This window comes from Agrobacterium bohemicum (assembly GCF_002896715.1).
GTDB lineage: Bacteria > Pseudomonadota > Alphaproteobacteria > Rhizobiales > Rhizobiaceae > Agrobacterium > Agrobacterium bohemicum.
Genome location: NZ_PGEL01000028.1, coordinates 601225 through 615753, shown reverse-complemented (window position 1 = coordinate 615753; position 14529 = coordinate 601225). Strand labels below are relative to the sequence as shown.

10 protein-coding genes are annotated in these 14529 nt (G+C 57.8%); 5 read left to right on the top strand and 5 right to left on the bottom strand.

Going from position 1 to position 14529, the window contains the following annotated elements; genetic code table 11:
- Positions 1-85 precede the first annotated feature (85 nt).
- From gltB to CUC55_RS21615, 3 genes are read left to right on the top strand one after another with little or no spacing between them, the layout of a single operon-like run.
- Positions 86-4825 (top strand): glutamate synthase large subunit, encoded by a 4740-nt coding sequence (gene gltB, locus CUC55_RS21620; RefSeq protein ID WP_103089091.1) that lies wholly within the window; start codon positions 86-88, stop codon positions 4823-4825.
- A gap of 8 nt (positions 4826-4833) precedes the next feature.
- Complete coding sequence (locus tag CUC55_RS22790) at positions 4834-4992, top strand: hypothetical protein (protein ID WP_157940998.1); 159 nt, start codon at positions 4834-4836, stop codon at positions 4990-4992.
- 14 nt (positions 4993-5006) lie between these two features.
- The gene (locus CUC55_RS21615; protein WP_103089090.1) at positions 5007-6464 is read left to right on the top strand and encodes a glutamate synthase subunit beta; all 1458 of its coding nucleotides are present in this window, start codon (positions 5007-5009) and stop codon (positions 6462-6464) included.
- Between the two features lie 171 nt (positions 6465-6635).
- Here the strand turns inward: CUC55_RS21615 and CUC55_RS21610 are convergent, their stop codons facing one another.
- Together CUC55_RS21610 and CUC55_RS21605 are read right to left on the bottom strand one after the other, a co-directional pair.
- Complete coding sequence (locus CUC55_RS21610; protein WP_245417802.1) at positions 6636-7868, bottom strand: SGNH/GDSL hydrolase family protein; 1233 nt, start codon at positions 7866-7868, stop codon at positions 6636-6638.
- Positions 7869-7933: 65 nt separating this feature from the next.
- The gene (locus CUC55_RS21605; protein WP_103089236.1) at positions 7934-9157 is read right to left on the bottom strand and encodes a lytic murein transglycosylase; all 1224 of its coding nucleotides are present in this window, start codon (positions 9155-9157) and stop codon (positions 7934-7936) included.
- 197 nt (positions 9158-9354) lie between these two features.
- Here CUC55_RS21605 and galU point away from each other — a divergent pair, with 197 nt between their 5' ends.
- Positions 9355-10242, top strand: coding sequence for a UTP--glucose-1-phosphate uridylyltransferase GalU (galU, locus tag CUC55_RS21600; RefSeq protein ID WP_103089089.1), 888 nt, complete (start codon positions 9355-9357; stop codon positions 10240-10242).
- 51 nt (positions 10243-10293) lie between these two features.
- Here galU and CUC55_RS21595 read toward each other — a convergent pair whose 3' ends face one another.
- Positions 10294-11730, bottom strand: a complete 1437-nt coding sequence (locus CUC55_RS21595; RefSeq protein WP_425352903.1) for an outer membrane beta-barrel protein — start codon at positions 11728-11730, stop codon at positions 10294-10296.
- A gap of 879 nt (positions 11731-12609) precedes the next feature.
- Here CUC55_RS21595 and CUC55_RS21585 point away from each other — a divergent pair.
- Positions 12610-13605, top strand: a complete 996-nt coding sequence (locus CUC55_RS21585; RefSeq protein WP_103089086.1) for a KpsF/GutQ family sugar-phosphate isomerase — start codon at positions 12610-12612, stop codon at positions 13603-13605.
- A gap of 11 nt (positions 13606-13616) precedes the next feature.
- Here CUC55_RS21585 and CUC55_RS21580 read toward each other — a convergent pair whose 3' ends face one another.
- Positions 13617-14243, bottom strand: a complete 627-nt coding sequence (locus CUC55_RS21580; RefSeq protein WP_103089085.1) for a tetratricopeptide repeat protein — start codon at positions 14241-14243, stop codon at positions 13617-13619.
- Positions 14244-14344: 101 nt separating this feature from the next.
- Positions 14345-14470: a type B 50S ribosomal protein L36 gene (ykgO, locus tag CUC55_RS21575; RefSeq protein ID WP_007607121.1), complete on the bottom strand. Its 126-nt coding sequence runs from the start codon at positions 14468-14470 to the stop codon at positions 14345-14347.
- Positions 14471-14529 lie beyond the last annotated feature (59 nt).

Here is a 14529-nt window from a genome sequence, read left to right as displayed (position 1 = left end):
AAACCCACTATCCGGAAAGGGTGAGGTGGTTGAGCGTCCGCCTCTCTGCGTGAAGCCATGCAACCTGTTGCAGGAGGGACGAAAAATGACGATCAAGCTGGAAGGCGAAAACGCCACTGCTATCTTGACCAACGACTGTCCGACGAGTGCCCAGCCGAAGGCTGGCGTGCGCGCGACGATTGGCGGCCTGCCTCCAAAGCAGGGTCTTTACGATCCGCGCAACGAGCACGATGCCTGCGGCGTCGGCTTTGTGGCACATATGAAGGGTCAGAAGTCGCACCAGATCGTCAAGGACGGTCTGTTCATTCTCGAGAACCTGACCCATCGCGGCGCTGTCGGTGCCGATCCCTTGATGGGTGATGGTGCGGGCATTCTGGTACAGATCCCCGACAAGTTCTTCCGCGAAGAAATGGCGCTTCAGGGTGTAACGCTGCCGAAGGCTGGCGAATATGCAGTCGGCCACATCTTCATGTCCCGTGATGCGGCTCAGATCGAGCACTACAAGAAGGTCATCATCGATGTCGTCGCCGACGCGGGACAGCAGTTCCTCGGCTTCCGCGATGTTCCCGTCGACAACTCTTCTCTGTCGGAAGCGCCTGATATTGCCGCCACCGAACCGCACCATGTGCAGGTCTTCATCGGTGCCGGTCGGGATGCCGCGACCAATGCCGATTTCGAGCGTCAGCTGTTCTTGATCCGCAAGGTCATTTCCAACACCATCTATGATGCAGGCGGTGGCAAGGAAGCGCAGGATTTCTATCCGGTTTCGCTGTCATCCTCGACCATTGTCTATAAGGGTATGTTCCTGGCCTATCAGGTTGGTGCCTATTACAAGGATCTGGCTGATCCTCGTTTCGAGAGTGCTGTGGCCCTTGTTCACCAGCGTTTCTCCACCAACACCTTCCCATCGTGGAAGCTCGCGCACCCTTACCGCATGGTCGCTCATAACGGCGAAATCAACACGCTGCGCGGCAACGTCAACTGGATGGCGGCGCGTCAGGCTTCTGTTGCATCGCCGCTGTTTGGCGAAGACATCTCCAAGCTCTGGCCGATTTCCTACGAGGGACAGTCGGACACCGCCTGCTTCGACAACGCGCTGGAATTCCTCGTGCGCGGCGGTTACTCAATGGCGCATGCCGTGATGATGCTGATCCCCGAGGCGTGGGCGGGCAACCAGTCCATGTCGCCGGAACGCAAGGCATTTTACGAATATCACGCCGCTCTTATGGAGCCATGGGATGGCCCGGCCGCCGTGGCCTTTACCGATGGCAAGCAGATCGGCGCGACACTCGACCGCAACGGTCTGCGTCCGGCCCGTTATCTCGTCACCGATGACGACCGCATCATCATGGCGTCCGAAGCTGGCACATTACCTGTGCCGGAAGAGCGCATCATCAAGAAGTGGCGCTTGCAGCCCGGTAAGATGCTGCTGATCGACATGGAAANGGGTGCCATCATTNCCGATGAGGATGTGAAGCGCGAACTGGCGACCAAGCATCCTTACCGCACATGGCTGGACCGCACCCAGTTGATCCTCGAAGACCTGAAGCCCGTCGAGCCCCGTGCTTTGCGTCGCGACGTTTCTCTCCTCGACCGTCAGCAGGCCTTTGGTTACACCAGCGAAGACACCAAGTTGCTGATGTCGCCCATGGCCACGACCGGTCAGGAAGCCATCGGCTCGATGGGGACGGATACGCCGATTTCGGCGATGTCGTCCAAGTCGAAGTCGCTTTACACATATTTCAAGCAGAACTTTGCGCAGGTCACCAATCCACCGATCGACCCGATCCGCGAAGAGCTGGTGATGAGCCTCGTCTCCTTCATTGGTCCGCGTCCGAACATTCTCGACCATGAGGGCGCGGCTCGTGCCAAACGTCTGGAAGTTCGCCAGCCGATCCTGACCAATGGCGATCTGGAGAAGATCCGCTCCATCGGTCACACCGAGGACCGTTTCGATACCAAGACGCTGGACTTCACCTACGCCGTGGAGCGCGGTGCCGAAGGCATGCCCGAGATGCTGGACCGTTTGTGTGAGCGTGCGGAATCCGCTGTTCGCGGCGGCTACAACATCATCGTTCTCTCGGACCGTCAGTTGGGGCCGGACCGCATCGCTATTCCAGCGTTGCTGGCAACCGCTGCCGTGCATCATCATCTCATCCGCAAGGGTTTGCGCACATCGGTCGGTCTCGTTGTCGAAACCGGCGAGCCGCGCGAAGTGCACCATTTCTGCCTTCTGGCCGGTTACGGTGCGGAAGCCATCAACCCCTATCTCGCCTTCGATACGCTTCTGGATATGCACAAGCACAATGCATTCCCGAAGGAAGTGTCTGATGATGAAGTCGTCTATCGCTACATCAAGGCTGTCGGTAAGGGCATTCTCAAGGTCATGTCCAAGATGGGCATTTCCACCTACCAGTCCTATTGCGGCGCGCAGATTTTCGACGCCATCGGCCTATCCTCGGAGTTTATCGAGCAATATTTCTTCGGCACCGCCACACAAATTGAAGGCGTTGGCCTGAAGGAAATTGCCGAGGAAACCGTGTCGCGTCACACAGACGCATTCGGCAAGGACCCTATCCTCGCCAGCACGCTGGATATTGGTGGCGAATATGCCTATCGCATGCGCGGCGAAAACCATGCCTGGAGCCCGGATGCGGTTGCCACCTTGCAGCATGCCGTGCGCGGCAACAGCCAGGAGCGTTACCGCGAATTCGCCGAAATGGTAAACGACACCAACCTGCGCATGAACACCATTCGCGGTCTGTTCAAGGTCAAGGGCGCGGAAGCTTTGGGCCGCAAGCCTATCGCCATCGATGAGGTCGAGCCTGCCGTCGATATCGTCAAACGTTTCTCCACCGGTGCCATGTCCTTCGGCTCCATCAGCCGTGAGGCGCACACAACGCTCGCCATTGCCATGAACCGCATTGGTGGCAAGTCCAACACAGGTGAGGGCGGTGAAGAATCCGACCGTTATCTGCCGTTGCTCAACGGCAACCCAAACCCGGAACGCTCTGCCATCAAGCAGATCGCCTCTGGCCGCTTCGGTGTGACGACGGAATATCTCGTCAATGCCGATATGTTGCAGATCAAGGTTGCACAGGGTGCCAAGCCTGGCGAAGGCGGCCAGTTGCCCGGCCACAAGGTGGATGCAACGGTTGCCAAGACCCGTCATTCCACACCGGGCGTCGGCCTCATCTCGCCACCGCCGCACCATGATATCTATTCGATCGAAGATCTGGCGCAGCTGATCTACGACCTGAAGAACGTCAACCCGGAAGCCGATGTTTCCGTCAAGCTCGTCTCCGAAGTGGGTGTCGGCACGGTTGCCGCCGGTGTTGCCAAGGCACGTGCAGACCATATCACCGTCTCCGGTTTCGATGGCGGCACAGGCGCTTCTCCGCTGACGTCGCTGAAGCATGCCGGTTCCCCATGGGAAATCGGTCTTGCCGAGACACAGCAGACGCTTGTTATGAACGGCCTTCGTTCGCGCATCGCCTTGCAGGTGGATGGCGGATTGAAANCCGGTCGTGATGTCATCATCGGCGCGTTGCTGGGAGCCGACGAATTCGGCTTTGCGACGGCTCCGCTGATCGCGGCTGGCTGCATCATGATGCGTAAGTGCCACTTGAACACTTGCCCCGTGGGCGTTGCGACACAGGACCCGGTTCTGCGCAAGCGTTTCAAGGGCGCACCGGAACACGTCATCAACTACTTCTTCTTCGTCGCCGAAGAAGTGCGCGAAATTCTTGCCTCGCTGGGTGTGTCCAGGCTGGATGAGATCATCGGCGCTTCCGAACTGCTCAAGAAGGATGACATGCTGGCGCACTGGAAGGCCAAGGGGCTTGATTTTAGCCGCATCTTCCACAAGGTCGATGCACCGAAGGAAGCAACCTACTGGACCGAACGCCAGAAGCACCCGATCGACGACATTCTCGACCGCAAGCTGATCGAGAAGTCCATGCCATCGCTTGAAAACCGCGAGCCTGTGGTTTTCGAAGTGCCGATCAAGAACGTTGACCGCTCTACCGGTGCCATGCTCTCGGGCGCGCTTGCCAAGCGTTGGGGCCATAAGGGCCTGAAGGACGACACCATTCACGTGTTGCTGCGCGGCACGGCGGGTCAATCCTTCGGCGCGTTCCTTGCGCGCGGCATCACGTTCGATCTGGTGGGTGATGGTAACGACTATGTCGGCAAGGGCCTGTCAGGTGGCCGCATCATCGTGCGTCCGCCGGAAAATGCTCGTATTGTTGCGGAAAACTCGATCATCGTCGGCAACACGGTTCTCTATGGTGCGATCACCGGCGAATGCTACTTCCGTGGTGTGGCGGGTGAACGCTTTGCCGTTCGCAACTCCGGTGCCATCGCCGTTGTCGAAGGCGTGGGTGACCATGGCTGCGAATATATGACGGGCGGCATTGTCGTTGTTCTGGGTGAAACCGGGCGCAACTTCGCAGCCGGCATGTCCGGCGGCGTGGCCTATGTTCTGGATGAGCAGGGCGATTTCGCCAAGCGCTGCAACATGGCCATGGTCGAGCTGGAGCCGGTGCCGGAAGAAGACGACATGCTGGAAAANCTGCACCATCACGGTGGCGACCTGATGCACAAGGGACGTGTGGACGTTTCCGAAGACATGACGCGCCACGACGAGGAGCGCCTCTACCAGATGATCTCCAACCACTTCCACTACACCAACTCCAACCGCGCCAAGGACATTCTGGACCGCTGGAGCGAGTTCCGTCCTAAATTCCGCAAGGTCATGCCGGTGGAATACCGCCGTGCGCTTGAGGATATGGAGCGGATGAAGCTGGGCGTGGCGGCGGAGTAATCCGACGCGTGAAGTCGCTACACCGACTGATCTCGCTGTTGATCGCGGTCGCCGTTCCCACGGCGATCTACTGGACGAGCGGCGAGATCAGACTTGAGTTCATCGTACTGGGAGCAGCCGTGGGCGGCGCTTATTGGTACTGGGGCCCGACGGGTGCCCTGCTTTGATGTGAGGATATAACATGGGCAAGGTTACAGGTTTTCTGGAAATAGACCGTCAGGTTGGCAAGTATCAGCCAGCGTCGGACCGTATTCGCCATTTCCGGGAATTTACTATTCCCATGTCGGACCCCGAGGTGCAGAAGCAGGCGGCGCGCTGCATGGACTGTGGCATTCCCTATTGCCACGGCCCGACCGGCTGCCCGGTTCATAACCAGATCCCCGACTGGAACGATCTGGTCTATAACAACAATTGGGAAGAGGCGATCCGCAACCTCCACTCCACCAACAACTTCCCGGAATTCACAGGCCGTGTCTGTCCTGCACCTTGCGAGGAAGCCTGCACGCTGAACCTTGAAGATGCGCCGGTCGCGATCAAGACGGTCGAGCAGGCCATTGCCGACAAGGCTTACGAGCTTGGTTTCATCGTGCCGAAGCCTGCCACGGTTCACACCGGCAAGAAGGTTGCCATCATCGGTTCCGGCCCGTCAGGTCTGGCGGCAGCGCAGCAACTGGGGCGTGCCGGTCACGATGTGCATGTCTATGAGCGTGAATCCAAGGCTGGCGGTCTGCTCCGTTATGGTATTCCCGATTTCAAGATGGAGAAGAACTTCATCGATCGCCGCGTCGAGCAGATCAAGGGCGAGGGCGTGACGTTCCATTACGGCGTCAATGTTGGCGTCGATGTCACCGTCGAAACGCTGACGACGGATCACGATGCCGTTCTGTATTGCGGCGGCTCGGAAACCCCACGTCCAGCCGGTATCGGTGGCACCGAATATCACGGCGTTCACGATGCGATGCCGTACCTCGTGCAGCAGAACCGGCGCGTTGGTCGTGAAAACATCGACAGCATCGGTTGGCCTTCCGATCCAATCCTTGCAGGTGGCAAGCATGTGGTCGTCGTCGGCGGTGGCGATACGGCATCGGATTGCGTCGGCACGGCGTTCCGCCAGGGTGCGGTGAAGGTCACCCAGCTCGACATTCGCCCGATGCCTCCTGAAANGGAAGACAAGCTGGCCGTCTGGCCCTATTGGGCAACCAAGATGCGCACATCCTCCAGCCAGGCCGAAGGTGCAGCCCGTGAGTTCCAGGTGGCAACGCTTGAATTCGTTGGTGATGAAGATGGCGTGCTGACCGGTGTGAAGTGCTGCCAGGTGGATGATGCCCGCAAGCCGATTGCAGGCTCGGAATTCATCATCAAGGCCGATCTCGCCTTCATCGCCATCGGCTTCTCCGGCCCGTTCACCGACAGCGTTCTGAAGGAACTGGACGGCAAGCTGACGCTGAACACCGACCGCCGCGGCTCCACCAACGTCGTTGCCAACGACAAGGACTACAAGACTTCGGTCGATAAGCTCTGGGTGGCGGGTGACGTGCGTCGTGGCCAGTCCCTCGTCGTCTGGGCCATCCGCGAAGGTCGACAGGCCGCACGTGCGATTGATGAAGCGCTGATGGGCGAGACGCTTCTTCCGCGTTGAGAAACCGCTATTACAGAAATAAAAGCCTCCGATGGTCTTAGGCCGTTGGAGGCTTGTTTATTTCAAGCTGCTGAGGAAGCCTTAAGTACGAAATGTGATTTCGCTCATCGAAGGAGACGAAGAGCCGCTCGGCATCTATGGGTGATTCGGCATCGACCGAACTATGGCCCGTTACTTGGCCGCCGTCTCCGCTGGCGCGGGCATGCGGTAATCATCCACGCGACCCAGAGGCGCCGCGTCCATCAGGCCTTGTTTCGTCAGCCGTTCTCTGGGTGAAGGCACGACTGAGAATTTGGCGACTGGTTTGTCGCCTAGAAGCACGTCGCCGCCATCGAGGTCGGGGTCGGTCAGGCTTATGGGCTGGGTGCGGACCTGTTGGGCGTCGATCCCGAGGGCTGGCAGGGAGGTAAGGGCTGGAAGGTTGCTGCCGTCGAGCGTCGTCAGGTCCGGGGTTGCGCCATCCAGATGGCGGCGCACGAATTTTTCGACGTAAAAGGCGAGTTTCCGCTTGCCGGCCTGCGTCATGCCGATGCCATCGGCTTCACGAAGGCGCGCCTGCTGGCCGTTGACGTCATAGCCTGTGGTCACGAACTTGCCACCCTCGTCCACGAAGCCATCCCAGACATCCACGAACTCGCCGCCTGCCTTTTCGATATGGCTGCGGTAAAGACGGTTGAAACTGACGAAATCCGCGGTCAGGGATGGTGACTGGAAGGCAGGCAGGCCCACCCACAGCACTGGAACCTGCTGGCGTTTGGCAAGCGTGATCAGCGCGTCGATGCGCCGCTCATATTCCTTGAGCCATGCCTCGGTGCCGTATTTTTCTTTTACGTCGCCGATCACCATCTGCTGGCGGTCGTTGGAGCCCATCATGATGACGATGGTCGCAGGGCTGGTTTCCTTGATGAATTGCGGCAGGTTGGAAAACCAATCGTAATAATCCGAGCGTACCAGACCGGACGAACCGTTGGAGCGCACGTCTACCGAGATGGCGGGGGAGCTTCCAAAGGTCGAAACCAGCGCTTCACCCATGGCGCCCGCCAGAAAATCACCGATGACCAGAACGCGGCGGGCGGTTTCAAGTTTGGCAACGGGGCCAGGTTTTTCCGTTCGCATCTGCACCACCGAGGGTGTCTTGCGTGGTGCTGGCGGGCGGGTGACAGCACGGTTGTCACGCGGTGGCGGCCTGCGCATTCTCTGTTGCTGGTTGCGTTCCGGCGCATACATGCGGTCATCGCGCCTGATGGGGCTACCGAACATCATTTCAAACAGCGTGCGACGCTCGCGCATTTCCTGTGCCTGGGCGAAATCGGAGACGACCGGCAGGCAGATGACCAGCGCAAAAANCACGGCACCGCTGCGCCGTGTCTTGCTCCATTTAGTGCCTGTGTTTTGCGTCACCACGGCATGAACCTCCCGGACGGCTCTTTATTATATTTTTCTAATTCTGGTGCCGTCGGCAGGTTCTGTCAATTGCGCAGGGCGCGCAGTAACAGGCGCGATGGTTCACCATCGTTTNCCATGCCCATACGCTTCTGGATTGCGCTGATAGCAGCCTTGGAACCGGAGCCGAAATTGCCATCGACCTCGCCATCATAATAGCCGAGTTCTTTCATGCGGGTCTGCAATTCGAACTTTTCCTTTACGTCCAGCGTGTTGTCCGGGCGCGGCCAGCGTTGCTGCATACCACCGGTTCCGGCGATTTCATCAGCCAGAAGACCCACGGCCAGTGCGTAGCTGTCGGATGCGTTGTATCTCTTGATGGTGAAAAAGTTCTTCGTCATCAGGAAGCCGGGGCCGTTGCCACCGCCTTGCATCTTCAGCATCGCACGGTCAGAACCACGTGGAAAACCCTTGCCGTTGGGGCGGGCAAATCCAAGCTTCTGCCACTCGGCCATGCTCTTCGTCTGGCCTTGATAGCGTGCGCCACCGGTTGGTACGGCTGTTTCATAACCCCAGGTCTTGCCAGGCTCCCAGCCGTTCTTGGCCAGAAGATTGGCAGCTGTGGCCAGCGCGTCGGGAATGGAGTGCCAGATATCGCGCTTGCCATTGCCGTCGGCGTCAACTGCGTAGAGCAGGTAGCTGGTGGGAATGAACTGCGTGTGGCCCATGGCACCGGCCCATGATCCGGTCAGTTGCTTCGGCGTCACGTCACCGTTCTGAAGAATTTTCAGAGCCGCAATCAATTGGGTGCGGGCAAACTTGCCGCGCTTGGGGTCGGAATAGGCGAGGGTTGCCAGCGCCTGGGTGATATTGTGCAGGCGTTCCGGCTTTNCCAGAACTGCACCGTAATTGGATTCCATCGACCAGATGGCGAGAATGATGTGCTTGTCCACCTTGAAGTTACGCTCGATCCAGTTGAGCGTGGTGGCATGCTTCATCTTCATTTCGCGGCCGATGCGGACCGTATAGGGGTTTACGCGGCTATCGACGTAATCCCAGATCTTGGTGGTGAATTCGGGCTGGAACGTCGCCTTGCGCAGGGCGTCCGGGTCAGGCTCGGTTACACCCGCAAATGCCTTCTGATAGGTCGATTTGGTGATGCCTTCCTTGGCGGCAGTGGTATAGAACTGGTTGATCCATTGTCTGAAGCCTGCGTCGGCATTCGCTGTTGCAGGCGCAAGGGCAATTGTAATGCCCGCAAATGCCATGCAGCCATATTTACGGACGGTGGAANGGATCAGCTTTTTCATCGGCAGTCTTTCGTTTCTCTCGAATGTCATTTCGATAGCGAGATACGCATCGGGCTTAACGATGTAATACCAACTCAAAGTCAACAAATTCTTTACCATTAACCAAAGGTATCGTCACTCTTTACAAAAGTTTGCCACTTTTTAAATAACAAAGTCGTGTGCAATTAATGCTCCAGTGAATCTCTGAGGAGGGATGTGTGGTAGAACATAAAAAANTTCGGAAAGCGGTTTTCCCAGTCGCGGGTCTTGGAACACGTTTCCTGCCTGCAACCAAAGCGGTTCCGAAGGAAATGCTGACCGTTGTGGACAAGCCTGTCATCCAGTACGTGGTGGATGAGGCCGCTGAAGCCGGTATCGAGCATTTCGTGTTCGTTACGGGACGCGGTAAAGGCGTTATCGAAGATTATTTCGATATTCAGTTCGAGCTCGAGCAGATGCTGCGCGAGCGTAACAAGAATGCCGAGCTGACGCTTCTGTCGAACATTCTGCCAAANGCAGGTACGGCAAGCTTCACGCGCCAGCAGGTTCCGCTCGGTCTTGGCCATGCGGTCTGGTGCGCACGCGACATCGTTGGCGACGAGCCTTTCGCGGTGCTGCTGCCCGACATGATCATGCACTCCAAGAAAAGTTGCCTCAAGGGCATGGTCGATCTCTACGACCAGACCGGTGGCAACGTCATCGCTGTTCAGGAATGCGAGCCGGACCAGACGCACAAATATGGCATCGTCGGCGTTGGCGAGACCGTGGGCGAAGGCTTCAAGATTACCGAGATGGTGGAAAAGCCAGCCAAGGGAACTGCTCCGTCGAACTACTACATCAACGGTCGCTACATCCTTCAGCCCGAGATTTTCAAGATTCTTGAAAATCAGGAACGTGGTGCTGGCAACGAGATACAGCTAACCGATGGTATGTTGGCGCTTGCCAAGCAACAGGAGTTTGCCGGTTATCGCTTCGACGGCGAAACTTTCGATTGCGGTGCCAAGGATGGCTTCATCCTCGCCAACCTCGCCTTCGCGCTGGAGCGTGCTGATATTCGCCCATCCATCGAAGAGCCGTTGAGGAAGCTGGTCAGCCGGCTGAAGTGAGTCTTCCGATTTGAANTGATGAAATCCCGGCCTCGTGCCGGGATTTTTATTTTACCGCTTCAGTGTCAGACCGGCACCGATCCGCCATTGTCTGTTGTCGGTAACGGGTGTTGTTTCGTAGCTGATGTCGGTGGTCAGATCGAGATAGCGGTTGATGCTCCAAGTCAGTCCGGCGCCAGCGACATATTCCGTTTCGTCGTCGAGGCTGGAGGTAAGATAGGAGCGACGTTCTATGCCTGCGGTCAATCGTGCCACCAGATCGCTGCGCAATTGCTGGGTCAGGCCGGTGGTGAACTGCCGGGAAATCCAGCCACCGCGTGGTCCGCCCGCAAAATCCTCGATTGTCGTGCGAAGTCCGAAGCTGACATCCGTGCCGCGCTGCGGCGACCAGACGATGTTACCGTCGATGGCCAGAGCATCGATGGCGGAGAGCCTGCTGTCATCATAACCCTTGCGCAGGTAACCGACGGCGGCTTCACCCTTCAGTTTTTCACCCAGATCGATCTGCGCGCCGACCTTTGCGCCGTAGGATTGCGACGAGCGTTCATAGCCGGTGTTGTCGCGGCTCTGGTCGTAATTGGTCAGACCCGCCGTAATCTCGAGAAACGGGATGAGGGCAGGGGAAAGCTCGTATCCCAGACGCCCTCGAAGTCCCGCACCATAGCGGTCACGGTCACTGAGGCTGATGGCCTGGCCGTTGACGCCCTTGGCATCCGTATAGATCGTGCGCGAAAGGTCGAGCGCGGCCAAAGCCTTCAATATCCCGACATTTCGCTCGATTGATGCGCCACCGGTAAACACATGTTCGCCACCTTGAACGGACGCACCGGATACGGCGTTGGGATCATTGGTATCTTCGCGGCTGAAGGCGTAACCAGCGGTCAGATTGGCTTGCGTACTGTCGCCGAGGTCGAGGCGAAGGTCAGCGCCGATATTGGCGCTTGGTTCTTCGCCCGCGCTGCTACCGCCGATATTACGCTGGTAGGCACCATCGCCCGTTACCGTTAGTGCGTGGCGGGACCAGTCGCTGGTCAGTGTGCCGCGAATGCCCGTCGTCAGATAATTGCGGCTGGTCGAGCTGCCGGGAAATGTCTTGTTTTCGTGGTTCAGAGTCTGGCTGATCGAAGGGCGCAGGGTGAGCGTCCCGATGCGAATGCCAGGAGCGGTGCCGTCATCTATCGTCGCATTCTCCCCGCCGTCGACGGTCGGTTCGAAGGTGTTTTCGCGCGTATCGACGGGTTCGACAGCCTCATCGCCCTCTTCAGGAATTGCCTCGCCGGGGTTGGTCGCCGGGCGGATGCTGCCGGTCGTGACGGTGTTCGGCGCGACTGGCGCTGTCGGTTGGCGGCTGGAACTAGTCGGATCGATGACGGACAGGTCGTTCTGTCCAATGAAAGGATCAGCGCTGGTCAGCGTTCTGCTGGCGGTCGTTGCGACAGGTCTTTGGGTGGTGGATTGGGCAAACCCTTGCGCTGCCGGGCACAGCATGGTGCAAGCCAGCAGCGCTACGGCTGCTTTCCGCCACGTCGGCAGACGTCTTGCGGTGCTGTGAAAANCCATGCTCGTTTCTATCCGGTTCTGACCAAATCATTGCCGAAAGTAAGTCTGCCATCGTCAGCATATGCGAACCGTTATCAGGCATAAGCACATGTTTTTCTTCGGAGATTTTACGTGTCGGCAGTGCCGTATTGAGAGGGCAGTTTGCCCGTGCCGGGTTATTTTATGGTTAACGTTCTGTAAAAAACGTTGGAAACGCCTGCGCTCTTCAATGGGTGAGCAGGCTCGTTTATAGGACGCGCTGTATGACATTGAGGAATGGAAAANTTGAACAGGTTTTTGCGATACGCCGCTTGTTTCATGGGTTGGGTAATGTTGCCGCCAGTTGCGACCGCTGCGTCGGAACCGCCACCCCGCAAGGCCGGACTATGGGTGGTGACGTCGAGGGACAACCCGTTCGCGAACTGGTCGGCCTGCGTTGGAGACAAAAAGGACAATTTCATCGACAGTGATGTTTGGGATAATTTNGCCAACGAGTGCCAAGTTGCCCATACGGAAAAGACCGCGGACGGCGAGACGGTCTTTGCCTATTGCGAGTCCGCTTTAAGTGGCAAGGTAAAGCTTCTCCTGGAGTTTTCAGGCGATTTCCAGAGTGAATACAAGTTTCAGTCCACGACCGTGTTCACTGGCAAGACGGGACAAGAAGAGGGGCAGACCTTTACGGTGGATGGACGTTACGCGGGCGAGTGTCCCGCTGATTTGCCTGTCGGCAGGAAGAAAATGGCGCACTGAAACGCGTTTTCAATTATTGGCAAAGTCTCTAAGCGTGGCCAATAGACATGTTTTATTGAAANGAGTATCAGTCCCAGCATGATTACGAGAGCTGTCACACTGGTTGAAAACCACGCCGTCGAGTCCGCGTTGCGGACTGTTTCCATCGAAAAAANCGGCCTTGCCGCATTGGAGCAGGCGCTGCTGGGCGACCTTGGGGATGGTTTCTGCAAGGCCATCGACGCCATTGGTAAATCGGATGGTCGTCTCATCATCACCGGTGTCGGCAAAAGTGGTCATATCGGCTCCAAGCTCGCTGCTACCTTTGCATCAACGGGAACACCAGCCTTCTTCGTGCATGCGGCAGAAGCCAACCATGGCGATCTTGGCATGATCGGCGGTAATGATGTGGTGCTTGCCATTTCCAAGGGTGGAGAAAGCGTCGAGCTTCGCAGCATCATCAATTACACCAGACGCTTTTCCATTCCACTGATCGCGATGACATGCACCGAGCAGGGCTCGCTTGCGAAATCCTCCGACATCGTTCTGCTGATACCCAATGAGCAGGAAGCCTGCCCGCATGGGCTTGCTCCGACGACCTCTACCATGATGCAATTGGCGTTGGGCGACGCACTGGCCGTCGCTCTTCTGGAAGCACGCAGTTTCACCGCGGGTGACTTCCGCGTGTTTCACCCCGGTGGAAAACTCGGCGCCAGCCTCGCGCTGGTTGGCGATATCATGCATACGGGTGAGCGCCTGCCGCTGGTGTCAANGGGTACGCCAATGCAGGAAGCCGTCAGCGTTCTGGCGCGCAAGCATTTCGGTTGCGTGGCGGTGCTGGATGAGGATGGCCGCCTTTGCGGCATCGTCACCGAGGGCGACATGGCGCGCAATCTGGCGCGCAATCTGTCGGAACTCTCTGTCGATGAGATCATGACGGTGAAGCCGAAGACCGTGACCAAGAGCGTGCTGGCAACGGCTGCGCTGGCAACGCTGGAGAAACATCATATCGGTGCGCTGATCGTGGTGGATGAAGACAACCGCCCCATCGGCCTCGTGCACTTCCACGACCTGCTGCGTATCGGCGTGGCGTAAGCCGGACCTGATTAGCTGCGCGTACCCGCCAGCTTCTCGGAGAGATCGCCCACTTCCTTCTGTGCTTCCTTGTCGGCGGGGTAGAGCGCCAGATAGCGTTCCCACACTTTCAGTGCCAGCTCGTTGCGATCTGTGCTTTCGAGAATATTGGCGAGGCTGGCAAGCGCCGGGAAATAGCGCGGCTCCTTTTCCAGCGTCTGGTTCAGGTCCGACATAGCCTTGCGGGTATCGCCATCAGCGAAATGCACGAGTGCACGGCGATACCATGCTTCCGCATAATCCGGCTCAAGCAGAATGGTCTGGTCCAGAAAGTCGTAGGCTGCGGCCTTGCGCTTTTCGTCGGCGGCTTCTTCCGCCCATTTCATCAGAAGATTGATGGTGGCGCTGCCGGAGTCGGTCCACTCGCCGACGATCTCGTTGGCGATCACGCGAGCCTTCTGGGCATCACGTTCTTTTTNCAGGCTGGTGAACAGGCCACCGACTGAATCGCTGGAGAGGTTGTCTGGCGGAGTAGCTGTTTGCGCTGGGTTTGCCGAATCGGCAGCATGGGCAGCTGAAACATAAAAAGCGGGAAGCGCGCTAAGGGCGGCGGTTCCGAGGCAGGCAATGAGAAACGTATGAAANCAAAATTGGCGCATACGAATACGATAATCCGCCTGCGCCAATTATGAAATCAAATTCTGTAGTCTATCAACAATGTGATCCCCCTCGACCGGGCGGACACGCATGCAGCCGGTAATCAGCCCTGACGAGCTTTGAAACGCGGGTTCATCTTGTTGATGATGTAGACGCGGCCCTTGCGGCGAACCAGACGGTTATCGCGGTGACGGGCCTTAAGCGCTTTGAGCGAGTTCTTGATTTTCATTTTTCTGGTCCGCAGTTTGGCGTGACGCTTCTTGCCACGCATATATAAACAATCAAAAA

Excerpts from the sequence above, each read along its gene's own strand:
- CUC55_RS21595 (WP_425352903.1), bottom strand. The coding sequence starts at position 11,730 with ATGCTGTGCCCGGCAGCGCAAGGGTTTGCCCAATCCACCACCCAAAGA.
- ykgO (WP_007607121.1), bottom strand. The coding sequence starts at position 14,470 with ATGAAAATCAAGAACTCGCTCAAAGCGCTTAAGGCCCGTCACCGCGAT.